This window comes from Azospirillum sp. 11R-A (assembly GCF_049472615.1).
GTDB lineage: Bacteria > Pseudomonadota > Alphaproteobacteria > Azospirillales > Azospirillaceae > Azospirillum > Azospirillum palustre.
This window is the reverse complement of the sequence record NZ_JBCEBL010000012.1, coordinates 29,730-55,495: the sequence shown is the minus strand read 5'-3', so window position 1 is coordinate 55,495 and position 25,766 is coordinate 29,730. Positions and strand designations below refer to the sequence as shown.

The following is a 25,766-nucleotide window of genomic DNA, read 5'->3' as shown; positions in this document are numbered from 1 at the left end:
TGGCGCTGCCAGCACCATCCCCTTGGGCGTGAAGAACGGCCCGGCGATCAGAACGCGGTGTAGCGGGCGTCGAGCGCGTCCGGGCCGCTGCCGCCTTCCAGCGCGATCTTCACGCCGCGGTCCCTGCCGTTCAGCTTCGCCGCCGGCTTGTGGGTCAGGGTGACGGTCGTCGCCGGACGGCGGGCGGCCGGAGTCGCGGGCTGAGCCTGCGCCGGCCGGGCCTGAGCGGCCACGGCGACCGGGCTGCGGGCGGCGGAGCGAACGGCGGCCTTCTCCTCCACCGTGAAGTAGGAGATGGTGTCCTGAAGCTGCGTCGCCATCGACGACAGCTCTTCCGAGGTCGCAGCCATCTGTTCCGACGCGCTGGAGTTCTGCTGCGTCACCTTGTCGAGCTGCTGGATCGCCTGGTTGATCTGCTCGGCGCCGATGTCCTGCTCGCGGCAGGCGGCGCTGATCTCCTCGACCAGTTCGGCGGTCTTGCGGATGTCGGGCACCAGCCGGCCCAGCATCTGCCCGGCCTCCTGGGCGATCTTGGTCGATTCCGCCGACAGGGAGCTGATCTCGGCCGCCGCCCCCTGGCTGCGCTCGGCCAGCTTGCGCACCTCCGAGGCGACCACGGCGAAGCCGCGGCCATGCTCGCCGGCCCGCGCCGCCTCCACCGCGGCGTTCAGTGCCAGCAGGTCGGTCTGGCGGGCGATCTCCTGCACGATGCTGATCTTCTCGGCGATGGTCTGCATCGCCTGCACCGCCTTGTTGACCGCCTCGCCCGACGCCTGGGCGTCCTTGGACGACTGGCGGGCGATCTTCTCCGTCTGGGTGGCGTTCTCGGCGTTCTGCTTGATGTTGGCGGCCATCTCCTCCATCGAGGCCGAGGCCTCCTCGGCGGCGGACGCCTGCTCGGTCGAGCCCTGCGACAGCTGCTCCGAGCTGGCCGACAGCTCCTGGCTGCCCGCGGCCACATTGTCGGAGGCGGACAGCGCGTCGGTCACGACGCCGCGCAGCTTCTCCAGCATGGTTTCCAGCGCCAGACCCAGCGTGTCCTTGTCCGACTGCGGACGGGCCTGGACGGTCAGGTTGCCACGGGAAATCTCGTCGGCGACCTCGGCGGTCGCCCGCAGGTTGGCGGTCATGCTGTTCAGCGCCGTCACCAGATCCTTGATCTCGTCGTCGGTCGACACCTCCACCTTCTGGCCGAGATCGCCGATGGCGACCGCATCGGCCAGACCGACCGCCTTGCCGAGGCCGCGGGCGATGGAGATGGCGATATAGGCGCCGGCAGCGATGGCGACCAGCAGGGCGATGGCGACGGCACCGATGGTGACGGCGCGGATCTGGGAATAGGTGGCCTCCGCCGCCTGCCGGTCCTGGGTCATGCCCTTCTCGGCGTCGGCGACGAGATCGTTGGCGATCGTCGCCAGCTTGGTGGCGGCGGTCCGCACCTCGCCGACGGACAGCGCCAGCGCCTTCACCTCGGTGTTCTTGCGGGCCAGGGCCACGACGTCGTCGGTCAGGCGCAGATAGGCCTGATAGCGCTCAAGGAAGCCGGCGAACACCCGGATGTCGTCGTCGGCGGTCAGACGGGCGCGGATCTGCTCCTGCTGCTGGGCAATGCGCTTCAGCAGATCGGGCAACGGCTTAAGCGCGGCTTCCGTCGATGCGTCGTCGGACACCAGAAGCGCATTGCGGATAATCACGCGGGCGGCCATCCAGTCCGTCGTCATCCGCCGGACCAGATGGGCGATGGCGACCTGCTCGGCGCTGGCCTGAGAGCCGTTCTCCACCCGGTCGAGCAGCGGGCGCAGGGCCTCCTGTGCAGTATTGACCGTCTCGTTGGCGGTGCCGGTCAGCAGTTCGGCGCCCTTGCCGTTGGAATGGACGCGGCCCACGGAGCGGACCTTGTCCTGGGCGGTGGTGAACTCCGCCATCACGGCTTCGACCTGGGCCAGCTTGCGCAAGGTCTCCGTATCGGCAACGCGCCGGTACTGCTCCAGAATGCCCTTGAATTCCTCCCGGCGCGCCAGGATCGCCTTGTCGAAGCGGTCCATATCCTCCTCGCTGCTCGACAGCAGGAAGTTCTTCTCCTCGCGCTGGATCAGATAGACCGTCGCCGGCATCTGACGCGCGATGTCGATGCGCTGGGCCGAGACGTTGACCAGTTCCTCGATCTTCTGGTTGAGGTCCGACAGCCCGTTCAGGGCAATGCCGGCGGTGGCGGCGGACAGCAGGATGACCGTGCCGAATGCCGCGACGATTTTGGCTTTGATGGAAATGCGCATGGCCGTTCCTTGCTCCGCGGACCTGGACGGCCTGTCCCAGGAACGGGATCGGGCCGGCCGGTTTGGTTTCCGTTGACCGGGTTTCAGTGGGTCGTGAAGATGCGGACGATGTCCGGAATGACGATGAAGTCGTCGCCGCGCTTGCCGATCCCCTTGATCAGTTCGGGGTTCCAGCGCATGCCGATGTCGGGCGTATCCTCGATGGAGGCGCCGGCGATGCCGGTCACCTCATGGACCTTGTCGGCCAGCAGCCCGACCACCGTCGGCTCGTCGTCCAGCAGGATTTCGACGACGACGATGCGGGTGTCGATGGTCGGCGGCGTGCGCTCCATGCCGAAGCGGATGCGCAGGTCGGCGAGCGGCACCACCTTGCCCCGCACGTTGATCAGGTGGCCGACCAGCGGCGGCGCGCCCGGAACCTCGGTCTGGGGAACGATGTCCAGGATCTCGTGGACCGAATTGGCGTCGATGGCGAAGATCTCGCCGCCCAGCCCCAGGGTCAGCGCTTCGAAGGTCTCTGTCCCGGTGACGGCCATGCCGGCCTCCCTGTGACGTCTGTCGGTGGAATCGGTGCGCTTGTGAAGGCTGCTCAGCAGGCTTCGCGCCGCAGCTCCTGCGTCTGGCCGGCGGCCACGATCTGCGCGATGTCGAGGATCAGCGCGACCGAGCCGTCGCCGAGGATGGTGGCGCCGGAGAAGTTGGCGACATCGGCATGCAGCTTGGACATCGACTTGATGACGGTCTGGTGGTCGCCCAGGACCTGATCGACCACCAGACCGACGCGCTTGTCGCCGGAGGAGATGATGACGATCTTCTGATAGGGATCGGGCGGATGACGCACGGCGAAGCTGTCGCGCAGACGCAGGAACGGCACCAGCGCACCGCGGATGTTCAGGAAGTTGCGGTTGGCATGGCGGCGTTCGACATCGGCCGGCAGTTCGACGCATTCCTCCACCGCGAACAGCGGGATCACGTAGCGCCCCTGCCCGACCCGGACCAGCAGCCCGTCGATGATCGCCAGCGTCAGCGGCAGGCCGAGCGTGATCTCGGTGCCGCCGCCCGGCAGGCTGGACACCTCGATGGTGCCGCGCAGCCCATCGATCGTGCGCTTGACCACGTCCATGCCGATGCCGCGGCCCGACACGCTGGTCAAGGTCCGCGCCGTCGAGAAGCCGGGATGGAAGATCAGCTGGAACAGCTCGGCGTCCGACAGCTTGGCGCCGGGCAGGATCAGTTCGTGTTCCTCGGCCTTGGCGCGGATGCGGTCGCGGTCCAGCCCGCGCCCGTCGTCGCGGATGGTCATCAGCACGCGGGTTCCGGCATGGCGGGCCGACAGATGGATGCGGCCCTGCGGCGCCTTGCCCGCCGCCACGCGCTCCGCCGCCGGCTCCAGCCCGTGATCCAGGCTGTTGCGGATGATGTGGACGAGCGGGTCGTTCAGCCGCTCGATCATCGTCTTGTCCAGCTCGGTCTCCTCGCCGGACATCGTCAGCGCCACGTCCTTGCCCAGCTCCTGCGAAAGGTCGCGGACCAGCCGGCGGAAGCGGCCGAACAGCGATTCCACCGGCACCATGCGGATGCCCATGGTGATGTCGCGCAGCCCGTTGGACAGCCGTTCGATCTCCTCGGTCACCGACTTGATCTGGAGATCGACGCTGTCGGAGATCAGCTGCTTCAGGCGGGCATGGGCGATCACCAGCTCGCCGACCTGATCCATCAGATCGTCGAGCCGCTCCGCCGGCACGCGGATCGAGTTGGCCGCCGGCTGCGCCCTGCCCTTCTCGGGCGCTCCGTCCGCCTTCGGCAGGGCCGGCTCCTTCGGCGGGACAGGCCCGGCCGCCATCGCCGGCACGGGCACCGGTTCCTGCTCCGCCCCCGGCTCCGGCAGCGCCGACACCGGTTCGATGGTCAGTTCGGTCTCGTCGATCACGAAGATGAACACGTCTTCGATGGTCGAACGCGGATGTGCGGTGGTGAGGATCAGCTCCCAGCCGATGTGGCAGCGGGTCGGCTCCAGCTCGCCCAGCGGCGGAACGTCGTCGGTCAGGGCGACGATCTCGGCCTCGCCCAGCCCGCGCAGTTCATCGAGCAGCAGCAGCGGGTTGGTTCCGCGCTCCAGCGCGTCGGGAGCGAGCCGAAAACGGACACGCCAGGTCGCCCGGCTGTCCTCGTCGTCGCGCTCCCGGTCACGGGGAGCGGACATCGCGGCACTGCCGCTCAGGTCCGCCAGCCGGGCCAGGATGCCGTCGGCTACGGCAGGGTCGGCACTGGCGGGATCCTCGATCAGGATGCGGATATGGTCCTTGGCGGCAAGGGCGATGCCGATCATCGCCGTCGTGGCGGCCAGTTCGCCCTTGCGCATCCGGTCGAAGGCGCTTTCCAGATGATGGGTGAAGCTCGCCGCAGCCTCGAACCCGAACATCGAGCCGGAGCCCTTGATCGTGTGCAGGGCACGGAACGCGGTGTCGAGCGGCTCGCGGTCGGTGGGGCTCTGTTCCAGATGGAGCAGTGCGGATTCCAGATCGGCCAGAAGCTCCGCCGCCTCTTCGCGGAAGACCTGGCCCGGGTCGCCGCCGGTCATGTGCCGACGATCTTTCGGACGACGCTCAGCAGCTGGTCCTGCTGGAACGGCTTGACGATCCAGGCGGTGGCGCCGGCCGCCTTGGCTTCGGCCTTCTTGCCGGCGTCGGATTCGGTGGTCAGGAAGACCATCGGGATGCCGCGATAGGCCGGCAGCGTCCGCAATTCGCGGATCAGCGTCAGGCCATCCATATTCGGCATGTTCAGGTCGGTCAGCACCAGATTGAAGCTGCCGGACTTCGCCTTGACCAGAGCGTCACGCCCATCCGCGGCCTCCACCACCTGATAACCGGCGGAGGACAGGGTCAACTTGACCATCTGGCGCATGCTGGCGGAATCGTCGACGGCTAGTATGGTCTTCGCCATGATATCAGGGCACTCCAATCCAGAATTCATCCGCCTTGCGCGTCGGTCCGGACAGACCGACGAAGCCGCCCCGTTCGAGCGCATCGCGCATCGATGCGGAGATCGGCTGCTTGAGATGCAGGCCGACGCCCCGCCCGGCTGCGCTCGTGCGCGCCGCCAGCAGAAGTTGTATGAAGCAGATCGATGTCTCTCCAACCTCACTGCAATCGACATCGACCCGGCCAGCCGAACTCAGCGAATCCAGAAGCCTGTCGCGAACGTCCTCGACTTCGATGAGCGTCATCGGGCCAACGCACTCCACAACAACGCTTCCACTGAGATCAGCCATTCGTTTTCACCGCATTCGCCGCGTCATCGCAGTCGCCATGTCGCCGCAAGGCACATGTTGAAATTTTATATCTTGTTGGTCTGCGTAATTGAAATTCGGGATATCCCCACCCCCGGTTTCATCGCAACTTAATGGCCGCGAAAGATGATATAGCGTCTACATTAGATTCTTCGCTGGCACCGGGCCGGTCGCACCGGGCCGCCGGTCACTTTGCGCCATGCGCATGCCTTTCTTCGGCAGCGTCCTGCCGGCGCGGCCGGCGGCGCCTTCCCCTCCCCTTCCGGTCACGGCCGGCAATCGTGTGCGTGTTTGCGGCCCCCCCCGCCTCTTGGTAGTCTGGGGCTGGACGACCGGAGAGGCTTTCGTGGCGAACGGCGGGCAGCGGGGCGGGCAGCGGGGCGGGTGGCCGGAAAGAACGGGGCCGGAGGGCGGAAGGCCGGCACGGGCAGGTCTGAGCGAGGCGATCCTGACCTTCCTGGAGCGTGGCGTCAGCTTGGTCGTATCGTCGAGCGATCGGGCGAACCGACCGCGGGTCGGCCGGGCGCTGGCGGTGCAGGTGCCGGCCGACGCGGCCTGGATCGGCGTCTGCCTCGACCGGACGGCGAACGCCGCCCTGCTCGCTGCGGTTGCCGAGACCGGACGCTTCGCCCTGGCGGCGACCGAGCCGAGCACGCATCTCTCCATCCAGCTGATCGGCGATGATGCCACCGTCACCGCAGCGGATGCCGAGGCGGCGGCGCTGGCCGCACGCCACGTCGACGCCTTCGCCGCCGAACTGGCGCTGATCGGCTACGGCGACGCCTTCACCCGCGCCCTGATGGCCCATGACCCGGCCACACTGGCAGTGGTCCGCTTCTGCCCGTCGCGGCTCTACGACCAGACACCAGGCCCGAAGGCCGGTAGCGCGGTGCCGCCATGAGTACCACCATCAGTGCCGCCAACAGCGCCTCCCTGACGCTCGATGCGATCCGCGCCTGCCTGGAGGGGGCGGTGCCGGCGACCATCGCCACCTGCGCGCCGGACGGAACGCCCAACGTCTCGCTGCTGTCGCAGGTCCATTACGTCGATCCCGACCACGTCGCGCTGTCCTACCAGTTCTTCAACAAGACGCGCGCGAACATCCTGGCCAACCCCATCGCCGTCCTGCAGGTGATCGACCCGCCGACCGCGGCGCAGTACCGGATGGAGCTGTGCTACCTGCGCACCGAGACCACCGGGCCGCTGTTCGAGAGCATGAAGGCCAAGCTGGCCGGCATCGCCTCCCACGTCGGAATGCAGGACGTGTTCCGGCTGCTCGGCGCCGACCTCTACCGGGTGACGGCAATCGAGGCGGTGCCCGGCGGCGCGCCCCTCCCCGCCCCGGTCGCCCAACGCAGCCTCCTGTCGGCGACCCGGCGGGCCTGCGAGGCCTTGCGCGGCTGCGCCGATCTGACGGAGTTGCTCGACCACAGCCTGTGCGTGCTGCGGCGGCTGTTCGGGGTCGACCATGCGCTGATCCTGATGCCGGACGAGGCGACCGGCCGGCTCTTCACCGTCGCGGCGCTCGGCTACGATTCCTCCGGCGTCGGGTCGGAGGTGGCGCCCGGCGAGGGGGTGATCGGCGTGGCCGCGCGGGAACGGGTGCCGATCCGCATCACCCACATGACCAGCGACGTCGCCTACAGCCTGACTGCCCGCGACGGGGCGGAGGACGCCGGGCTGACCGGCGGCCCAGCCCGCGAGATTCCCTTTCCCGGGCTGGAACGGCCGCACAGCCAGCTGGCGGTGCCGATCCTGGCCGGGCGGCGGCTGGCCGGCGTGCTGTTCGTCGAGAGCCGGCAGGAGATGCGCTTCACCTACGACGACGAGGATGCGCTGGCGACGCTGGCGGCCCAGCTCGGCGCGCTGATGCAGGCCCTGCCCCCGGCGGAGGAGGTGGCGCCCGTTTCCGCGACCTGCCCGGAGGCCGGAGGCGCCCCGGTGGTGGTCCGCCACTACGCCGCCGACGACAGCGTGTTCGTCGACCACGATTATCTGATCAAGGGCGTGGCCGGCGCCATCCTGTGGAAGCTGGTGCGCGACCACACCACGCTCGGCCGCACCGACTTCACCAACCGAGAGTTGCGGCTGGCCCCCGACATTCCGCTGCCCGACTTCGCCGAGAATCTGGAAGCGCGGCTGATCCTGCTGCAACGCCGGCTGGAGGAGCGCTGCGGCGTGCTGCGCATCGAAAAGACCGGTCGCGGACGCTTCCGCCTAGTGGTGTCGAAGCCGCTTCTCCTCCAGGAGACGGCGTGAACGCCGTCCATCTTTACTTTCCGTCCCGACAGTTATCGGGCCAGAAACAGTTACGAATATTTTAGCATTCCGTTAGGCAACAGTTAGCAAGCCAACGGCGATTGCCTGCGTAGGGTCCGTTCCGCACACAACGTCACGGAGCCGACCGACATGACCGCCCTCCCTCCCGTGGAGGCCCTGGAGCGCATGATGCTGATCCGGGCCTACGAAGAAACCCTGGTCGACCTGCATGGCCGCGGCCGCGCCGCCGGAACCTGCACCGCCATCGGGCAGGAGGCGTCGGCCGTCGGCGTCGTCGCGGCGCTGACCCCCGACGACCTGATCCTCACCAACCACCGCAGCGCCGGCCATCTGCTGGCCCGCGGCGCCGACCCCGGCCGGATGCTGGCCGAGGTGCAGGGCAAGAGCGGCGGCTATTGCGGCGGCAAGAGCGGGTCGCTGCACATCTCCGCCAAGGAGCTGGGCGTCGTCCTGACCTCCACCATCGTCGGCGGCGAGCTGGCGCTGGCGACCGGCGTGGGGCTGTCGCGCTCGATGCAGGGCGGCCCCGGCATCGTCGTCTGCTTCTTCGGCGACGGGGCGGCCTGCGAGGGCCGCTTCCACGAATCGCTGAACCTCGCCGCGGTGTGGAGCCTGCCGATCCTCTATGTCTGCGAGAACAACCAGTGGCAGGCCTTCGTCCACCGCAAGGAGACGATGACGGCCGACGGCGTCGCCGGCCATGCCGCCGCCTACGGCATCGACAGCGCGGTGGTCGACGGCAACGACCCGCTGGCGGTGTTCGAGGCCGCCGCCGCCGCGGTCGCCACCATCCGCCGCACCGGCAAGCCCTTCCTGCTGGAGGCGATGACCTACCGGCTGCGCGGCCATTTCGAACCGGACGACCAGTCCTACGTCGACCCCGGCGAGCTGGCCCACTGGCGCGAGCGCGACCCCGTCGCCCTGCTGCGCCGCCGGCTGGAGCGCGACGGCCTGCTGGACGCCGCTGCCGCCGTCCGGATGGAGGAATCGGTCAGGACACGGATGGAGGCGGCTGCCGCCTTCGCCGAGGCCAGCCCGTACCCGGCGCCCGAAGAACTGACCCGCGACGTCTACGCCTGACCGAGGAGGCCGACATCATGACCCAGATGACCGTGAACGATGCGATCTCCGCCGCGCTGGCCGAGGAGATGCGCCGCGACCCCTCCGTGCTGATCTTCGGCGAGGGCGTCGCCACCAAGCGCCGCGACCTGCTGGGCGAATTCGGCCCGGCCCGCGTCCGCAACACCCCGCTGGCCGAGGGCATCATCGCCGGCACCGCCGCCGGGGCCGCCGCCACCGGCCTGCGCCCGGTGATCGACCTGCTGTTCGCCCCCTTCCTGTGCTACGCGATGGACGAGATCGTCAACAGCGCCGGCAAGCTGCGCTACGTCTCCGGCGGGCAGTTCAAATTCCCGATGGTGGTGCTGGCGATGACCGGCGCCGGCTGGGGCGTCGGCGCCCAGCACAACCACAACATCGAATCCTGGTTCGTCCACAGCCCCGGCCTGAAAGTGGTGATGCCCTCGACCCCCGCCGACTTCAAGGGGCTGCTGAAGGCGGCGATCCGCGACGACAACCCGGTGCTGGTCTTCGCCGACATCGCGCTTGGCTACAGCGCCGGCGAGGTGCCCGAGGACATCGACGCGATCCCGCTGGGGCAGGCCGCGCTGCGGCGGGAGGGTGACGACGTGACGCTGGTCTCCTACGCCAAGACCGTCGGCACCTGCCTGGCTGCCGCCGACCGGCTGGCCGAGTCCGGCATTTCCGCCGATGTCCTCGACCTGCGCAGCCTGAAGCCGCTGGACGAGGACGCCATCCTGCGGTCGGTCGCCAAGACCGGCCGGCTGGTGATCGTCCACGAAGCGAGCCGCCTGTGCGGCGTCGGGGCGGAGGTCGCGGCGCTGGTCGCCGAGAAGGCCTTCGCCAGCCTGCGGGCGCCGGTGCTGCGGCTGACCGGCCCCGACGCCCCGGCCCCGGCCAGCTTCCCGCTGGAGCAGGCCTTCGTTCCCCAGGCCGACGCGGTGGTCGCGGCGGTTCAGTCCCTCGTCCATGGCGCACTCGCCGCCTGATCATCCGGAGTTGCCGACTATGTTCCGCAAGACCCTGTATACCGCCCTCCTGCTGTCCGCCGCCGCTTTCGCCTTCCACGCCGATCAGGCCCGCGCCGATGAGCGGGTGGAGCGCGGCAAATACCTCGTCGCCCTCGGCGGCTGCAACGACTGCCACACACCGGGCAACTTCCTCGGCAAGCCGGATTTCGCCCATGCGCTGAGCGGGTCGGAGGTCGGCTTCGAGATCCCGGGCATGGGCGTGTTCCACGGCCCGAACCTGACGCCAGACAAGGTGACCGGGCTCGGCGACTGGAGCGAGGATCAGATCGTCACCACGCTGCGGACCGGCAAGCGGCCGGACGGGCGCATGCTGGCGCCGGTGATGCCGTGGATGGCCTTCTCCGTCCTGACGGACGCCGATGCCTACGCCATCGCCGCTTACCTGAAGAGCCTGCCGGCGGTCGCCAACAAGGTCCCCGGCCCCTTCGGCCCGACGGCGAAGCCGACCGGGTTTGTGATGCGGGTGGTGGCGCCGCAGAGCGAGTGAATCCGGCCTCCCGGCGGGTTCGCTCAGTCCTCGGCGATCGACACCAGCTCGGCCTTCCGGCGGCGCCGGGTGTCGGCCAGTTCCCTGGAATCGACCCGCACGAAGCTGCCCGGCGCCTGTTCGGCGTCGGCCGCACGGGCGATTTCCCGCCGGTTCCAGGCGGACACCCGATGCGCCTCGGCGATCTGATGCAGGAACAGGTCGGACGGACGCAGGCGGAAAATGATGTCGTCGTGCCGCTTGCCGACCTTGATGACCTCGCGTTCGACCTCCGCCAGAGCGCCGACCTTCTGCAGCACATCGACAATGTCGGAAATCCAGCGGAGCATGTTCGACCAGCGCGCCCATTCCGTCATGCCGCTGTCGCGCATGATCTCCCGCGCGGTGATCTCGATGCTGGACCGGTCCTGGTGATGGCGTTGCAGCAGCGTGAAGGCGACGCGCTTGAACAGCCAGCGCGAGAACGGATTGGCGATGCGCATCAGCCATTCATAGGAGATGCGCTGCTGTTCGACGCTGCGGATGGTGTTTTCCACCATCCAGTTGAACTGCACGGCGGTTTCGACGTCGGCCCGGCCGTTCTCGTCCGGCGAGCCGCCGGCGTTGACGTCCTGGTTGCGCATCCACAATTGCGGGAAGACGCTGGAATCGAGCAGGGCGTTCTTCCCGCCCTTCTCCGCGATGACGATGGTCGAGCGGCGCAGGACGAGAAGCGCTTCCTTGAGTTCCGGCAGGCTCAGCGTGTGCTTGACCCGCCGAAGCTCCTGCATGACCTCGTAGAGGGTGAATTTGAAGACGATGGAGTCCTTGTCCCCGGTCGACAGCCGGGCCTTCTCGGCCGCAAGCCGGCGGATGACCTCCTCGACGACCTGCTCCTTCTCGCCGGGGAACATGTCGATTTCCTCGACGACCTCGGTGGCGCCCTCCTTCACCCGGCGCTCGATGCGGGCCGGCAGGATCTTGAGCGAATAGCTCTTGTCGTTGAAGACGAACTCGCGCTTCACCTGACGCAGGAAGCGCGGCTTGGCCGGATCGGGCTCCGCGGCATCGACGGCGCCGGCGGAGCGCTTGCGGCCGTTGGACCGTGCGACATCGGAGGCGAAGAAGACCCATTTGGGCGCAACATCGTACAGACCGACGAAATGGGTCGTGCGTTTGGCGTCGTCGGGCTCGTCGATCTCGAACAGCGCGAACTGGAGCGGCAACGCCATCTGCTTCAAGTCGCCCTTTCCGCCCGGTGTGTTGCTCGACATCTTGGGGTCTCCAGCCACGTCTCCAACGACACACGCTATGGGGTCGGACGTCCGATGCGCAACGACGGATTTGGCATGCCCTTCTCCAAGCCGGTAGGTGCCGGGTGCAGATAGGCAGGTTGCGGGTGCAGAAGCGATAGGTGCCGGGTGCAGACCGGTAGGTCCTGGGTGCAGGAAACGCCGGGACAGGCAGCCAGACACTCCTTTCTGCACCCGGCACCTACCGGCAACCCGTCCGAATCGGCCTGGAATTGCCCGGCCGGCTTCCGGTGACGGCCCCTTGCAGCGCCCCCTGAGGCGCCAGGATCTCCAGCCCCCGCAGCGAACTGCACCCAATGCCTACCCATCCGCACCGGCACTCACGCCGGCAGGCCCCTTCCCCCGCCGCGCAGGCAGGCGAAAACCGCAAGCGGTCGATAGGTGCCGGGTGCAGCAGAGCCTCCGGCGCTTCCGGGATCGCCGGTTAACCTTCCCCCCTGGCGTGACGGTAGGCACCGGGTGCAGAAAGCGGATCATCCTCCGGCCCGTCCTGCCGCGGCAGAAGGGTGCAGAATCCCGCGCCGCCCACCGATAGGAGCCGGGTGCAGATGAGCCACTCCGATTCGCAGTGTTTCTGCACCCGGTGCCTATCCATCGGCACCTGCACCCTACCGGGCTGCATCCGGCACCTACGCATCTGCACCCGACACCTAACGGTGGGCGCCGGGTGCAATTTGGCCGATGCCCGTCCCTCGGAGAATCCTGCCCGCAGATCCGTCGGCCCATGCCGATTGCCAGACCTCGCAGGAGCACCCGATGCGCAGCTCGCCAACCGACAGCACCAGCCGCTGGGGCAGGATCCCCGCCTGGTGGCTCGACCACCCCGATCTCGACGCCGACGGGTTCGCCATCCTGGCGGCGCTCGCCACCTTTGCCGACGAGCACGGCGTCTGCTGGCCGTCACAGTCGACGCTCGCCGCCAAACTCAAGCGGTCGCGCCCGACAATCAACCGAATCCTGCAACGGCTGGACGACATCGGTCTGGTCCGCATCGAGCACCGCCGCGGCCGCGACGGCTCCCGGCTGTCCTGCCTGTACCGGCTGCGCGTCGAGCAGGACGGGGACAGGGCCGCGAAGGAGGCGCCGCGCCCTGCCACCGCCGGGGATGTTCATGCGGAGGACAGGGATGACTCGGTGGTGAACGCCCCCTGTCCACCAGCGAGTCAAAAACATCTCCATTCCGAACAGATTCCAGACTCGCTCGCCGCGGGCGGGCGCGGGCAGATGTCCGACGTGCCTGCGGATTGGATGCCGAGCGCCGACGACCTCGCCTGGGCCCGCAGCCGTTTCGGCACAGTCGATCTCGGTCGGCATGTCGAGGGCTTCGTCCTGCGCTGCCAGGCGCATGGCTACCGTTACCGCGACATCTCCGCGGCATGGCGCGCCTGGCTGATCCAGGATACCGCCGCCGACAAGGCACCCGCGGTCAGGAGTGCGGCGGCCGGCACCTCCCTTTCGCCAACCGCCCGGCCACGCGAAAGCGCTGCCGAACAGCGTGTCAATGCCTGGATGATCGTCGCGGCACGGCTGAGGGATGCAAAGCCCGAACCCCATTCCTGGCTGTGAGGAGAACCGCCATGTCAGCCGCCGCCGTCATACCGGTGCCGGAGCGTTTGCCGCTGCCCTTCGACCCCGCGATGCCGCCGGCAGACCGCCGCCGGCTGCTCGTTGCCGCCTTGCCGGAACCGCTGCGCGAGGTCCTGGCCGCCGGCCGGCTCGAACACCGCCCGCGCTTCGGTGACAATGGCTTCGACGGCCTTTCCGAGATCTGGTCGCCGCCCGCCACCGTCACCGCCCGGCAGGCCGCCATGGCGCAATGGGCGCTGGCCGACCTCGAAGGGTCGGTCATGGCTCCGGCGGAGCCCGAGCGGCTGCTCGGCCGTATCCTGGCACTGCTGTCGCATTACCCCGCCAAGGGGCTGACGCCCGAGGTGGAGCAGCTGGTTGCCATGGACTGGGTCGAGGATCTGGGGGAGTTTCCGGGCTGGGCAATCGATCAGGCGGCGCGCAGCTGGCGCCGGACACGGAAATGGCGGCCGAGCATCGCCGAGATGCGGACGCTGTGCGAGGAGGCCTGTGCGAAGGAGCGCCAGCTGGTCGAGTGTCTCCGCAAACTGTCGGGTGCCGCCCTGCCCAGATCGTCGGTTCCGGGTTTCACCCGGCTGGCCGAGGCTCCCTGCATCCGCCGTTTTCCCTGATCCCAGGCCTTGATCGCGGCGTTCACCGGTGTTGCCGAAAAGACAGGGTGGCGGCGAGACGCTAACGCGGGCATGGCAGCCCATCCGAACGGCGTTGACAGGTGTGAGTGTCTCGCACTATCGGTGACCCCGCTGGATTCGACGGATTGGGGAGGGGGCATGCTCGGCGAACAGTTGAAGGCGTACCGCGAGGCTCGCGGGCAATCGAGGGAAGACTTCGCGGCCTTTCTGAACGAGGGCCTGGACCGCTCCTACGACCGCCAGCGGATTTCGCGCTGGGAGAATGGCGGCGAGCGCATTCCGCAGGCCGTCGTCGGCTTCGTCCGCAAGCACCCGGTGCTTCCGGTCGAGAAACCCGGCCCGGCGCTTGTGGTGTCGCTGGCTAACCAGAAGGGCGGCGTCGGCAAGACCACCGGCTGCGTCAATGTCGGCCGCATGCTGGCCGACCGCGGCTATTCCGTCGTGCTGGTGGATTCCGACCCACAGGCCAACGCCGGCATCCATCTCAGCGTCGACGTCGTCGCCTGCGAGGACGCCGGGAAGACGCTCTACTATGTCCTCAAGGGAGCGGCGAAGGCGGAGGAATGTCTGGTCGAGACGCGCAACCCGCGCCTCCGGGTGCTGCCCTCCTCCCTCAAGCTGGCTGAGAGCGAGACGGAGCTTGCCGCCCAGCAGTTCTCGCACAACACGCTGCGCAGCCGTCTCGCCGAACTGCGCCGCAGCGTCGATTTCGTCCTCATCGACTGTCCGCCCACGCTGGGGCATCTGGTGACGAACGCCCTGGTGGCCAGCGACACGGTCCTGATTCCGTGCCAGACCCAGCCGCTTGCCTTCATGGGCATGGGCACGCTGCGCAGGCAGATCGACTTCGTGCGGGAACGCGGCAATCCCACCCTGTCGCTGCTCGGCATCGTCCCGACCTTCTATTCCGGCCGCACGACCCAGGACCAGGCCACCCTGAAGGACATGCACGACACCTACGGGCAGGAGGTTCACATCTTCCCGCCGATTCCCAACACCACGCTCTACCCGCAATCCTCGGCCGGCGGCGATGCGCTGGTCGCCTTCAACGCCAAGGCGCCGGGGATCGGAACCTTCGATCTGGTGGTGCAGACCCTGATCGCGGAACGCGACCGCCGCATCGTCCCGGCCGGTCATGGAGTGATGACGCATGGCTAAGGGCATTCCGCGCTCCAACATGGGGCTTATCACCAAGAGCAGCGATCAGAACAGCGCCAGCCCGGTGCGGCTCGACAGCAATGCGCTGACCGGCAAGGCGGTGCCCTTCGAGCGGCCTTTCGCCTGCGACATCGGGCTGGTGGTGACCAATCCCGACCAGCCTCGCAAGATCTTCCGGGAGGAGGAGCTGGCGTCTCTGGCCGCCTCGCTCGACCGGCATGGCCTGAAGCAGCCGATCGGTGTGCAGCAGCAGGCCAACGGCGAGTATCTCCTGGTGTGGGGCGAGCGGCGCTGGCGGGCCGCCCGGGCGCTGGGCTGGCCGACCATCACCGCGGTCCTGACCGCCGGCGATCCGCTCGAGGTGGCGCTGGTCGAAAATGTGCAGCGCGTCGACCTGTCTCCGTTCGAGCAGTCCGATGCGCTGCAGGGGCTGAAGGAGCGTCACGGCTATACGGACGAAGCGCTTGCCGGCATCGTCGGCAAGGACCGCAGCATGATCTCCAAGCTGCTCCGCCTGCAATCCCTGCCCGGGGTGATCCGCAAGGAATATGCCGAGCATGAGCCGACGCTCCGCTTTCTCCTGACCCTGAGCCGGGCGGCATCGGAAGCGTCCGCCCTTGCCATGTGGACCCAATGGAAGAGCGGTGACGGGCTGGGAAATCCCGATCCGGACGGCGAGCCGCCACAGCGGAAGAGCGCCGGCGATGAGGGCGAGCGCTCCCCCCAAAACCCCGCCGACAGCTCGCCGGAGATGGCGCTGAGCGCCCTGCCGCAGCGGGTGTTCCGCGTGCTCAACCGGGCTCAGGAAACCATCAGCGCGATGGTCGAGAAGCCGCGCCCGCTGACCGACGAGGATTGGCAGCGGCTGATGCAGATGCGGTCGCTGATCGACACGCTGCTTGAGCAGCGCAAGGCGTAAGGAAAGGGTTGTGCAATGGGAACGGTTCCCATTGCACGGCCTTCCCGGCTTTGGACGTGCCGATGACCGCCGACCCGGTCGAACGTCTGTTCCTGCCGGCCTGTTCGATGGGAACGGTTCCCATTGACCACCCCGTACCCCCGCCTTGCGCCAGGGGCAGAAGCGGTTCGCCGCCGTCTGCCAGGGACCGAACTGCATGCTTTGCCGGCCACCGAGCCCGCAGACCTGTCGGCTTAAGAGAGCCGGCGACAGGAGGGCATGGCCGCCCGACGAAACGGTGTTGTGAAAGGGAGATCCGATCACCACGAGCACGATACTCGTGGTGACGGTCCAAGCGCTGCCAGAGCGGTTTACTTTCATATACCTAGGCGACTCTAAGTGCGTTATTGTAACCTAGTGTCTCCTGTATATCTTGGCGGTCTTTCCAACGGAGGCATGTACTCTGATGACCGCTACTGATGTCCTGTTTCGTCCGTTCCGTATTGGCGCCATGGAACTGGCGAACCGCATCGTCATGGCACCCATGACCCGCAGCTTCGCAGTGGATGGGAGCCCCGGCGCGGCGCATGCGGCTTACTATCGCCGTCGGTCGGACGGCGGGGTGGGCCTCATCCTCTCCGAAGGCACGGTGATTGATCGGCCGGCGTCGCGGAACGACCCGGGCGTCCCGTTCTTTCATGGAGAGGCGGCACTGGCGGGTTGGAAGGGGGTGATCGATGCGGTTCATGATGGCGGTGCCAAGATGGGCCCACAGCTTTGGCACACCGGAGCACTCAAGAGCTTCCTGACGGAGTGGGTGCCGGACACGCCCGTCGAAAGCCCGTCCGGATTGCAGGCACCGGGCGTCGAGCGCGGCGTCGCCATGAGCGATGGCGACATTGCCGAGACGATTGCCGCCTTTGCCCGCGCCGCCGGCGAGGCAAAGCGTCTTGGCTTCGACACCATCGAGCTGCACGGGGCACACGGCTACCTGTTCGACCAGTTCTTCTGGGCCGCCACCAACCGTCGGACCGACCGATACGGCGGTGCCACGATTGGAGAACGTTCGCGCTTTGCCGCAGAGGTCGTCGCGGCGGTCCGGGCGAGCGTCGGCCCCGACTTCCCGATCATCCTGCGTCTCAGCCAGTGGAAGGTGCAGGATTTCACCGTGCGGCTCGCGGAGACGCCGGCTCTCATGGCCGACTGGCTGACCCCCCTGGTAGAGGCCGGCGTCGACGTGCTGCACTGCTCGCAGCGCAGATTCTGGGAGCCCGAGTTCCCGGACATCGATGGCGAGCAGGGCCTGAATTTCGCCGGCTGGGCCAAGAAGCTGACCGGCGCGGCTACGATCAGCGTCGGCTCGGTCGGCCTTGCGGGTGACTTCATAGGCGCGTTCGGCGGCGAAGGCTCGTCCACAGCCAAACTCGACAAACTCGTGGAGCGGATGGAGCGCGATGAGTTCGACCTGATCGCCGTCGGTCGCGCCCTGATCGCCGATCCGGCATGGGTGGAGAAGGTCCGGACCGGCAACGGCAGTGCCATGAAGGGCTTCGACGCAGCCGCGCTCGCGGAGCTGGTGTAGGACTTGGAAGCGGCGCCTGGCGTCGAGCGGTCCCCGCACGGCTGCGCGCCGGGACGCCAGCCTTTCGGAGACCGTCGCCGACAGTCCGGCGCGGATCGAGGCGCCCGACGAACAGCGCCCCGACCCATGAACGGTCAGTCCTTACTGGGGGACGAGTCCGGTCAGCCGAGGACGCCGAGCGCCTGGACGGACAACGCCCAGATCAGACCTGCGCCATGCCGCCGTCGACCGGCAGCTCGGCCCCGGTGATGAAGCTGCTTTGGTCGCTGGCGAGGAACAGCGCGGCCGAGGCCACTTCGTCGGCACGACCCATACGGCCGAGCGGGATCAGCGTCGTCAGCGTCTCGCGCACCTCGTCGGACGCCGCCGCCATCATGGCGGTGTCGGTTGGTCCCGGTGCCACGACGTTGACGCGGATGTTGCGGGGCGCCAGCTCGTTGGCCCAGGTCCGCGCGAATGAGCGCACGGCGGCCTTGGTCGCCCCGTAGACGCCATAGCCTTTGGTGCCGATTGCGCCGGCGATCGAGCCCACCAGTACGATCGAGCCGCCATCCGGCATGATCGCCGTCGCAGCCTTGGCGGCAAACAGCAGCGCGCGCACGTTGAGGCCGAAGGTCCGGTCGAAATGGTCCTCGCCGATGCCGTCGAGGGTCGCGAACTCGGAGATTCCGGCGTTGACGGCGAGCACGTCAACCCGCCCGGCCTCGCTGCCCACCGCCTCGAAGAAGGCGGCGAGCGCCGTCAGATCGGAAGCATCGACGCGGCGCGTGCGCAGCCTGCCGGCCCCAAGCTCGACCTCCCCCTCTTCGGCGCGACGGCTGGTGGCGTAGACCGTGGCGCCTTCCGCCGCGAACCGCTCTGCGATGGCGCCACCGATGCCGCCATGGCCACCGACCACGACGGCGATTTTTCCTGAAAGCCCGCTCATACGTCCTCACATCGCTGGTGATGACGAACAGCTATCATTCCTATATCTAATTACAAGAAGGTACCTGATGGTGCTCAGATACCGGATAGTGCTCAGATATTGAGGTGTATACCCATGGCCAGAGACGTGCTCGAACTGCCGCTCGATGTCACCGCGACGCGGCCCATCCTCGAACATATCGCCAACAAATGGACGGTGCTGATCCTGAGCGTCCTCTGCACGCAGCCGGCGCGGTTCAACGACCTCAAGCGCCGCCTCGACGGCATCACCCACAAGGCTTTGTCCGAGGCATTGAAGCGTCTGGAGCGCAACGGCCTCGTCAGTCGCAAAGTCCTGCCGACGCAGCCCATCGGCGTCGAGTACACGATTACCGATCTCGGCTGCTCGCTGCGCGAACCCTTCGCCGCCCTTTACAACTGGTCGCTCGCCAACGGCCCCGCGATGGAAAGAGCGCAGCGCGCCTATGACACATCGAGAGGGGAGGGAGGGGAAGAGGAGGAGGAGATCTAGCAGCCGGACGGCATGCGGCCTCCTTCGCACACCGTTCCGGAGCGCTGCTTTGCCATCTCTGCATTCGATCAGTTTTTATCGGCCTTCATCACCCTCGTATCGCTCCATGTCAGAACCCGCCCGTCTCCGCCGTGCAGTTCCAGACGGGCAACCGGGAGGCCCGTTTCGGCGGCGATCATCGAGGATCGCGGTTCATCGGGGCCATAGAGATGGTCTTCGCCCCACTGGCGCAGCGCGACGATGACGAGGAAAAGGCCGCGCCCTCTTTCGGTCAGGACATATTCCTTGTAGGCGCTGCCGTCCGAAGCCGGCGCGGTCTCCAGAATGCCGCGTTCGGTCAGATCGCGCAGCCGGGTTGCCAACATTCCCTTGGCAATACCAAGGCCGCTCTGGAACTCGTTGAACCGTCGCACTCCGTCGAAGGCGTCGCGAATGATCAGCAGCGACCACCAATCGCCGATGACATCGAGCGCCCGCGCCACCGGGCAACCCGCATCCCAAAGACTGACCCGCTTGACCATGCCACCGGCCTCCACCGCACAAAACTGGTCCTAACTTAGAACTAGATTTCTCCCCATACAAGTGGTCTCGATATGAAACCAAATTGGCTTCACGAACGGGATCGCCATGCAGAACGCAAGGGAATCGGGGAGACGACATCGGCCGGATGGCGGTCTATCAAGAGGTACGACGCTGATCTTTGCCATTGCCGCCGGCATCAGCGTCGCGAATGTCTATTTCGCTCAGCCATTGCTCGACGCGATCGCAAGGGATTTTGGAATTTCGCCCGCTGCGATTGGACTTGTCGTGACGCTGACCCAGGTCGGCTATGCACTGGGGCTGATCTTCATCGTTCCGCTCGGGGATATGCTTGACAGCCGTCGGCTTGTCATTGGGCAAGGCCTTTTGTCGGTCGCCGCGTTGGTCGCCGTTGCCACAGCGAAAAGCGAAGGGGTTCTATTCACCGGCCTTGCCGCGATGGGCCTGCTCGCCGTCGTGGTACAGGTTCTGGTCGCCTTTGCCGCGACGCTGGCAGCGCCTGCCGAACGGGGCAGGGCAGTCGGCACAGTGACAAGCGGCGTCGTCATCGGCATCCTCGCCGCCCGCTTTGTCGCCGGACTGCTCGCCGATGTCGGCGGCTGGCGGGCGGTCTATCTGACATCGGCCGTTCTGATGGCTGTTATGGTCGGGCTGCTGACGCGTGTTCTGCCGCGAAATCCGTTGCCGGGCAGCACCGACAGCTACGCGGAGACACTGCGCTCCATCCCCTCCCTGTTTTTTCGCGACCGGGTTCTGCTGGCGCGCGGTCTTCTCGCTCTGCTGATTTTCGCAACCTTCAGCACATTCTGGACAAGCCTGGTTCTGCCGCTCAGCACGGCTCCTTTCAACTATTCGCACACGCAGATCGGTCTGTTCGGGCTGGTCGGTCTGGCAGGGGTGGCAGCCGCGACAGGTGCGGGACGCCTCGCGGATCGCGGTCTCGGCCAATGGACGACGGCACTGTCTCTCACGCTCCTGCTGCTGTCGTGGGGGCTGATCGCGTTTCTGCCGTCGTCGATTCCGCTTCTGCTGATCGGCGTTGTCCTGCTCGATCTTGCCGTGCAGGCGGTCCATGTCACCAACCAGAGCATCATCGTCGCTCGCCACCCGACGGCACGCAGCCGTCTCGTCGGCGGATACATGGTTTTCTATTCGATCGGCAGTGCCATTGGAGCAAGTGCCGCCACCATGGTCTACGCCCATGCTGGCTGGCACGGCGTTTCCATGCTGGGAGCAGCATTCAGTGCAGCGGCAATGCTGATTTGGGCTGGCGCGCGCCACTTGTCGGTCGGTAGCGAAGCGACGGAATGTGCCAACGGACCCTGAGCTTCTGGTTTGCCGACTTCACCCTCTCTCCCACGCGAAACACCACCGTCGCCAGGCGTTTTCTGTCGAAGAGGATTTTTATGGCAGGCGATCTTCTTGCGGCTGGTTGGAACATGTGGCGCGGGACAGGATGCGGCGGGCCTTGCGCGCCATCGCTTCGTCGATCATGCGGCCATCGACCACCGCGACGCCCTTTGCACTTTCAGCCAGGATACGGCGGGCCTGGGCGATCTCGGCTTCGGTCGGGGTGAATGTCGCGGTGATGGTGGATATCTGGCCGGGATGGATCGCCGCCTTGGCGCCGAAGCCCAGCGACAGGGCGGATGCCGCTTCCCGTTGCAACCCGGCGCTGTCCGTCAGATCGAAGAAGGGGGAATCCACCGCTTCGATGCCCGCAAGCGCTGCGGCATTGATCAGCCGGGAGCGCGCCGACAGAAGCGGCTCCCACGCGGTGGCGCAGCCCAGATCGGCGGACAGGTCGGCGGCACCGAAGAACAGGGCGGCCAGCCGGGGCGATGCGCGGGCGATGTCCTCCACCGCCGCGATGCCGGGGGCGGACTCGATCAGCGCCACCAGCGGCAGGGGCCTGCCCGCGCCGCTCAGAAGCGTGTCGATCCAGCGGATCGTCTCGGGACTGTCGACCTTCGGCACGATGACGAAATCCGGCCCGCCGTCTTGCGGGCGGCGCATCAGGGCCAGCAGATCCTCCAGCCCCTCCGACGTCACCGGCGCGTTGATGCGCAGCGCCCGCAGGATCGGCGCGGCGGGCGCCGCCGCCAGGGCGGTCAGCGCCGCATCGCGCGCCATCGCCTTGTCGGCAGGCGGCACGGCGTCCTCCAGATCGACGATCAGGACATCGGCACCGGACCGGGCGGCACGGTCGAAGCGGTCGGGGCGCGTCGCCGGGGTGAACAGCCAGCTGCGCCGGGGCCGCCCGCTGGAAAATCCTCCGTCCCGAACCGGTTCATTCACGGTGTGTCCGCTCATGGCCTGTCTGCTCCCGGCGTGACCACGAATTCGGCCGTCATGGCGACCTGACCGTCCGGACCGACCGCCCATCCGTCGATCTCGCCATCCCCCCTAGCCGCCGCGTTCAGCGTGAAGGGTGCGGTGTCGAACAGCGGCCGGCGGGCGCGGAAGCGGAAACCGGCGACCCGCCGGCCATTGGCATCGTCGCCAAGAGTGCGCAGCACCAGATCCATCAGCAGGGTCGCCGTCAGCGGTCCATGCACCACCAGCCCGGGATAGCCTTCGGCCTCGCGGCAGTAGGGGCGGTCGTAATGGATGCGGTGGCCGTTGAAGGTCAGGGCGGAATAGCGGAACAGCAGCACCGGATCGGGGGTGACGCTGCCGGTCCAGTCGGCCGCAGGCAGGGGATCGGCGGATGCCGGGGGCGGCGCCTCGCCCGGCCTGGCGGCCTCGCGATAGACGATGTCCTGCTTTTCGCGGATGGCTATGCCGGCGTCGGTCGCGATCTCGTGCCTCACGCTGACGAACACCATTTCGCCCGACCGGCCGGCCTTGTGCTCCACCGATTCGATGGTGGAGGTGCGGCGCATCTCCGCACCGATGGGGATCGGCGCCAGGAAGCGCATGTCGCTGCCGGCCCACATCCGGCGCGGCAGCGGCACCGGCGGCAGGAAACCGCCCTTGTGCGGGTGGCCGTCCTCGCCGATGTCCCGCTGCGGCGCGTTGGGGAGGAAATGCAGCCAGTGGCCGAGCGGCGGCAGCTCCCCCGCCGGCCAGGGCGGGGTGTCGTGGTCCAGCGTTGCCGCCAGCCCGGCCAGCGGTGCGGCGATGGCGGTGTCCGTCCGCATCTCCACCCGGCCGATCCAGTCCTTCAGAGCGTCGAAGGTCATGGCGCCACCTTGGGGGCCACCGTGGGGGCGACCTCGGGGGAATGCAGGATCTTGCCCGGATTCATGAGGTTGTGCGGATCGAAGGCACGCTTCAGCGTCGCCATCATCTCCAGTTCCACCGGCGATTTGTAGCGCGGCATCTCGTCGATGCGCAGGCGGCCGATGCCGTGCTCGGCTGAGATCGACCCGCCGAGATCGACGACGATGTCGTGGACGATGGCGTTGACCGTCGCCAGCTTCGCCCGCCATTCGGCCGGGTCGCCGTGCTCCGCCTGGATCGGGTTGTAATGGATGTTGCCGTCGCCGAGATGGCCGAAGGAGAAGGGGCGGATGCCCGGACAGGCCCGTTCCAGCGCCGCGTCGGTGCGGTCGAGGAAGCGCGCGACGCGGGAGATCGGTACGGAAACGTCGTGCTTGAAGGACACGCCCTCGCGCTTCTGCCCTTCCGGGATGCCTTCGCGGATGCGCCACAGCGAATCGGCCTGGGCCTTCGATGCGGCGACCACGCCGTCCAGCACCTCGCCGGCCTCCATGCCCGCCTCCAGGATGCCCTCCAGCATCTCGGCCAGCCGGTTGCCGGAATCCTGGTCGGCCAGCTCCACCAGCACGTACCAGGGATAGCGGTCGCGCAGGGGATCGGGCACGTCCGGCACATGTTTGCGGGCCACGTCGATGCAGGCGCGCTGGATCAGCTCGAAGGTGACGATGCGGTCGCCGGCCACGCCCTTGGCACGGGTCAGCAGATCGACGGCGTCGCTGGGGGCCGACACGGCGACCAGGGCGGTGGCGGTGGCGCGCGGCAGCGGCGACAGCTTCAGCACCGCGGCGGTGACGATGCCCAGCGTGCCTTCCGAGCCGATGAAGATCTGCTTCAGGTCGTAGCCGGCATTGTCCTTGCGGAGGCCGCGCAGCCCGTCCCAGATCCGGCCGTCGGGCAGCACCACCTCCAGCCCGGCCACGAGGTTGCGCATGTTGCCGTAGCGCACGACCTGGACGCCGCCGGCATTGGTCGCGATGTTGCCGCCGATCTGGCACGACCCTTCGGCGGCAAGGCTCATCGGGAACAGCCGGCCGACGTCGCGCGCCGCGCTCTGGATGTTGGCGAGGATGCAGCCGGCCTCCACCGTCATCGTGTCGTTGTCGATGTCGATTTCGCGGATGCGGTTCAGCCGGTTGGTGGAGATGACGATCTCCGATCCGTCGGCATGCGGCTGGCTGGCCCCGGTCAGGCCGGTGTTGCCGCCCTGTGGCACGATCGGCGTGCGGGTTTCGGCGCAGATGCGGACCACGGCGGCGAGAGCCTCGGTGCTGTCGGGAAGCACCACGGCAGGTGACCGGCCGACCCAGCCGTCGCGCCAGGATTCCATGAAGGGCTTCATGGTTTCGGCGTCGGTGATCAGGCCGCGGTCGCCGACGATGGCGCGGATAGGGGCGAGCACGGCCGTCTCGAAGTCCGGCCGGAGGGTGGCTTGCCCGGTGGTCGGCCCGCTGGTCTGGATGTCGTTCGGCAAGGGAGCTCTCCCTGGGCTTCGGGCCTGCGTCACAGCGCGCGGTAGGCCGTCTTGATGATGGTGTAGAATTCGATGGCCGACCGTCCCTGCTCGCGCGGGCCGTAGCTCGACATCTTCCGCCCGCCGAAGGGGACATGGTAGTCGACGCCCGCCGTCGGCAGGTTCAGCATGGTCATGCCGGCCTGAATGTTGGCCTGGAAATGGCGGGCATGCTTCATCGAGTTGGTGATAATGCCCGACGACAGGCCGTAATCGGTGTCGTTGGCGACGGCCAGCGCCTCCTCGTAATCCTTGACGCGGATGACGCTGGCGACCGGGCCGAACACCTCTTCGCGGTTGATGGTCATGGCGTTGCCGGTTTCGGTGAACAGCGTCGGCGCCAGGAAATGCCCGCGCGTCGGCCGCTCCGGCCGCGTGCCGCCGGACGCCAGCCGGGCGCCCTCGTTCAGGCCGGTTTCGATGTAGTGCAGGTTCTTGGCCAGCTGGAACTCGTCGATCACCGGGCCGATCTGGGTCTCCGGCAGAAGGGCATGGCCGACGCGCAGGGCCGCCATCCGCTCGACCATCGCGGCGACGAAGGCGTCGTGGATGCTGTCCTCGACGATGAAGCGGCCGGTGGCGGTGCAGCGCTGTCCGGCGTGGAAATAGGCGCTGTTGACGCCGATCTCGGCGGCGCGCTCCGGGTCGGCGTCGCCCAGCACCACCAGCGGGTTCTGGCCGCCCAGTTCGAGCTGGACGCGGATCATGCGCTCGGCGCAGCGCACGGCGATGCGCCGTCCGGTGTTGACGGACCCGGTGAAGGACACCGCGTCCACCGCATCGACCACCGCGGCGCCGACGTTCGGACCGGCGCCGATCACCAGATTGAACAGGCCGGCCGGCATGCCGTGCGCTTCAAGCGCCGCCGCGATGATGCGGGTGACGGCGATGGAGATGCCGGGGGTCTTTTCCGACGGCTTCCAGATCACCGCGTTGCCGAAGGCGAGCGCCGGGGCGATCTTCCACATCGGCGTGGCGACCGGGAAGTTCCAGGGCGTCACCAGACCGATGACGCCGACCGGCTCGCGCGTCACGTCCACCTCGACCCCCGGACGCACCGAGCCCAGCGTCTCGCCCGGCGCCCGCAAGGCCTCGGCCGAGAAGAAGCGGGCGAGATGGGCGGCGCGGACGATCTCGCCCAGCGCGTCGGGGATGGTCTTGCCGCCCTCGGTGGCGGCGATCCGCGCCAGCTCGTCCTTGCCGTCGAACAGCGCGCGGGAGATGGCGTCGAGCACCAGGGAGCGCTGCTCCACTGTCGCGGCGCGCCAGTGCGGCTGGGCGCTTCGGGCGGCGGCCACGGCTTCGGCCACGTCGTCGGCGGTCGCCAACGTGTAGGAGCCGGCCAGCTCGTCCAGGTCCGACGGATTGAAGATGTCGAGCCGCTCGCGGCCCGGCCGCCAGTTTCCGGCGATGAAGTTGGTGTTTTGACTGATGTCGGAAGGCATGTCGGGTCTTCTC

The 25,766-nt window shown here is 67.8% G+C and carries 24 protein-coding genes; 12 read left to right on the top strand and 12 right to left on the bottom strand.

Annotated features, from left to right (window positions below; genetic code table 11):
• Positions 1-47 precede the first annotated feature (47 nt).
• The 5 genes from VH569_RS17470 to VH569_RS17450 all read right to left on the bottom strand — a co-directional run bounded on the left by VH569_RS17470 (position 48) and on the right by VH569_RS17450 (position 5,505).
• Positions 48-2,276 carry a HAMP domain-containing methyl-accepting chemotaxis protein gene (locus tag VH569_RS17470; protein ID WP_423316520.1) on the bottom strand — a complete coding sequence of 743 codons (2,229 nt, stop codon included), beginning with the start codon at positions 2,274-2,276 and terminating at the stop codon, positions 48-50.
• Between the two features lie 83 nt (positions 2,277-2,359).
• Positions 2,360-2,812, bottom strand: a complete 453-nt coding sequence (locus VH569_RS17465) for a chemotaxis protein CheW (RefSeq protein WP_377811355.1) — start codon at positions 2,810-2,812, stop codon at positions 2,360-2,362.
• A gap of 53 nt (positions 2,813-2,865) precedes the next feature.
• Positions 2,866-4,857 carry a chemotaxis protein CheA gene (locus VH569_RS17460; protein WP_423316518.1) on the bottom strand — a complete coding sequence of 664 codons (1,992 nt, stop codon included), beginning with the start codon at positions 4,855-4,857 and terminating at the stop codon, positions 2,866-2,868.
• On the bottom strand, positions 4,854-5,222 hold the full coding sequence (locus tag VH569_RS17455) for a response regulator (RefSeq protein WP_109046704.1): 369 nt from the start codon (positions 5,220-5,222) through the stop codon (positions 4,854-4,856). Before VH569_RS17455 ends, VH569_RS17460 begins: the two co-directional genes overlap by 4 nt.
• Before the next feature lie 4 nt (positions 5,223-5,226).
• Complete coding sequence (locus VH569_RS17450; protein ID WP_423316516.1) at positions 5,227-5,505, bottom strand: STAS domain-containing protein; 279 nt, start codon at positions 5,503-5,505, stop codon at positions 5,227-5,229.
• 409 nt (positions 5,506-5,914) lie between these two features.
• On the opposite strand from VH569_RS17450, the gene VH569_RS17445 reads away from it, so the two are divergent.
• The 5 genes from VH569_RS17445 (at position 5,915) to VH569_RS17425 (ending at position 10,446) form a co-directional block, all read left to right on the top strand.
• On the top strand, positions 5,915-6,469 hold the full coding sequence (locus VH569_RS17445; RefSeq protein WP_423316514.1) for a hypothetical protein: 555 nt from the start codon (positions 5,915-5,917) through the stop codon (positions 6,467-6,469).
• Positions 6,466-7,827 carry a GAF domain-containing protein gene (locus tag VH569_RS17440; protein ID WP_423316512.1) on the top strand — a complete coding sequence of 454 codons (1,362 nt, stop codon included), beginning with the start codon at positions 6,466-6,468 and terminating at the stop codon, positions 7,825-7,827. The genes VH569_RS17445 and VH569_RS17440 overlap by 4 nt, the downstream gene beginning before the upstream one ends.
• Before the next feature lie 150 nt (positions 7,828-7,977).
• Complete coding sequence (locus tag VH569_RS17435) at positions 7,978-8,928, top strand: thiamine pyrophosphate-dependent dehydrogenase E1 component subunit alpha (RefSeq protein ID WP_423316510.1); 951 nt, start codon at positions 7,978-7,980, stop codon at positions 8,926-8,928.
• A gap of 17 nt (positions 8,929-8,945) precedes the next feature.
• A complete protein-coding gene (locus VH569_RS17430) occupies positions 8,946-9,917 on the top strand; it encodes an alpha-ketoacid dehydrogenase subunit beta (protein WP_423316508.1) in 972 nt (323 codons plus the stop codon).
• A gap of 19 nt (positions 9,918-9,936) precedes the next feature.
• Positions 9,937-10,446, top strand: a complete 510-nt coding sequence (locus VH569_RS17425; RefSeq protein WP_423316507.1) for a c-type cytochrome — start codon at positions 9,937-9,939, stop codon at positions 10,444-10,446.
• A 23-nt stretch (positions 10,447-10,469) separates the two neighbouring features.
• Here VH569_RS17425 and VH569_RS17420 read toward each other — a convergent pair whose 3' ends face one another.
• Positions 10,470-11,699: a plasmid replication protein gene (locus VH569_RS17420; RefSeq protein ID WP_423316505.1), complete on the bottom strand. Its 1,230-nt coding sequence runs from the start codon at positions 11,697-11,699 to the stop codon at positions 10,470-10,472.
• Between the two features lie 795 nt (positions 11,700-12,494).
• Here VH569_RS17420 and VH569_RS17415 point away from each other — a divergent pair.
• From VH569_RS17415 to VH569_RS17395, 5 genes are all read left to right on the top strand, one after another.
• A complete protein-coding gene (locus VH569_RS17415) occupies positions 12,495-13,304 on the top strand; it encodes a helix-turn-helix domain-containing protein (protein WP_423316504.1) in 810 nt (269 codons plus the stop codon).
• Positions 13,305-13,315: 11 nt separating this feature from the next.
• Entirely contained in the window at positions 13,316-13,936 is a 621-nt protein-coding gene (locus tag VH569_RS17410) for a hypothetical protein (protein WP_423316503.1), read from the top strand.
• 159 nt (positions 13,937-14,095) lie between these two features.
• Positions 14,096-15,115: an AAA family ATPase gene (locus VH569_RS17405; protein WP_423316501.1), complete on the top strand. Its 1,020-nt coding sequence runs from the start codon at positions 14,096-14,098 to the stop codon at positions 15,113-15,115.
• Positions 15,108-16,034 (top strand): ParB/RepB/Spo0J family partition protein, encoded by a 927-nt coding sequence (locus tag VH569_RS17400; protein ID WP_423316499.1) that lies wholly within the window; start codon positions 15,108-15,110, stop codon positions 16,032-16,034. The genes VH569_RS17405 and VH569_RS17400 overlap by 8 nt, the downstream gene beginning before the upstream one ends.
• Positions 16,035-16,479: 445 nt before the next feature.
• Positions 16,480-17,595, top strand: a complete 1,116-nt coding sequence (locus tag VH569_RS17395; protein WP_423316497.1) for an NADH:flavin oxidoreductase — start codon at positions 16,480-16,482, stop codon at positions 17,593-17,595.
• Positions 17,596-17,797: 202 nt separating this feature from the next.
• Here the strand turns inward: VH569_RS17395 and VH569_RS17390 are convergent, their stop codons facing one another.
• On the bottom strand, positions 17,798-18,523 hold the full coding sequence (locus VH569_RS17390) for an SDR family NAD(P)-dependent oxidoreductase (RefSeq protein ID WP_377811369.1): 726 nt from the start codon (positions 18,521-18,523) through the stop codon (positions 17,798-17,800).
• A gap of 114 nt (positions 18,524-18,637) precedes the next feature.
• Here VH569_RS17390 and VH569_RS17385 point away from each other — a divergent pair, with 114 nt between their 5' ends.
• On the top strand, positions 18,638-19,033 hold the full coding sequence (locus VH569_RS17385) for a winged helix-turn-helix transcriptional regulator (protein WP_423316494.1): 396 nt from the start codon (positions 18,638-18,640) through the stop codon (positions 19,031-19,033).
• A 68-nt stretch (positions 19,034-19,101) separates the two neighbouring features.
• On the opposite strand, the gene VH569_RS17380 is transcribed toward VH569_RS17385, so the two are convergent.
• On the bottom strand, positions 19,102-19,554 hold the full coding sequence (locus tag VH569_RS17380; protein ID WP_423316492.1) for a winged helix-turn-helix transcriptional regulator: 453 nt from the start codon (positions 19,552-19,554) through the stop codon (positions 19,102-19,104).
• Between the two features lie 106 nt (positions 19,555-19,660).
• Between VH569_RS17380 and VH569_RS17375 the strand changes: the two genes are divergently transcribed.
• Positions 19,661-20,899 carry an MFS transporter gene (locus tag VH569_RS17375; RefSeq protein ID WP_423316490.1) on the top strand — a complete coding sequence of 413 codons (1,239 nt, stop codon included), beginning with the start codon at positions 19,661-19,663 and terminating at the stop codon, positions 20,897-20,899.
• A 78-nt stretch (positions 20,900-20,977) separates the two neighbouring features.
• Here the strand turns inward: VH569_RS17375 and VH569_RS17370 are convergent, their stop codons facing one another.
• From VH569_RS17370 to VH569_RS17355, 4 genes are read right to left on the bottom strand one after another with little or no spacing between them, the layout of a single operon-like run.
• The gene (locus tag VH569_RS17370; RefSeq protein WP_423316488.1) at positions 20,978-21,886 is read right to left on the bottom strand and encodes an aldolase/citrate lyase family protein; all 909 of its coding nucleotides are present in this window, start codon (positions 21,884-21,886) and stop codon (positions 20,978-20,980) included.
• Positions 21,883-22,758, bottom strand: a complete 876-nt coding sequence (locus VH569_RS17365; RefSeq protein ID WP_423316486.1) for an FAS1-like dehydratase domain-containing protein — start codon at positions 22,756-22,758, stop codon at positions 21,883-21,885. Before VH569_RS17365 ends, VH569_RS17370 begins: the two co-directional genes overlap by 4 nt.
• The gene (locus VH569_RS17360; protein ID WP_423316484.1) at positions 22,755-24,269 is read right to left on the bottom strand and encodes an FAD-binding oxidoreductase; all 1,515 of its coding nucleotides are present in this window, start codon (positions 24,267-24,269) and stop codon (positions 22,755-22,757) included. The genes VH569_RS17365 and VH569_RS17360 overlap by 4 nt, the downstream gene beginning before the upstream one ends.
• 29 nt (positions 24,270-24,298) lie before the next feature.
• Positions 24,299-25,753: an aldehyde dehydrogenase family protein gene (locus VH569_RS17355; protein WP_423316482.1), complete on the bottom strand. Its 1,455-nt coding sequence runs from the start codon at positions 25,751-25,753 to the stop codon at positions 24,299-24,301.
• Positions 25,754-25,766: the final 13 nt, after the last annotated feature.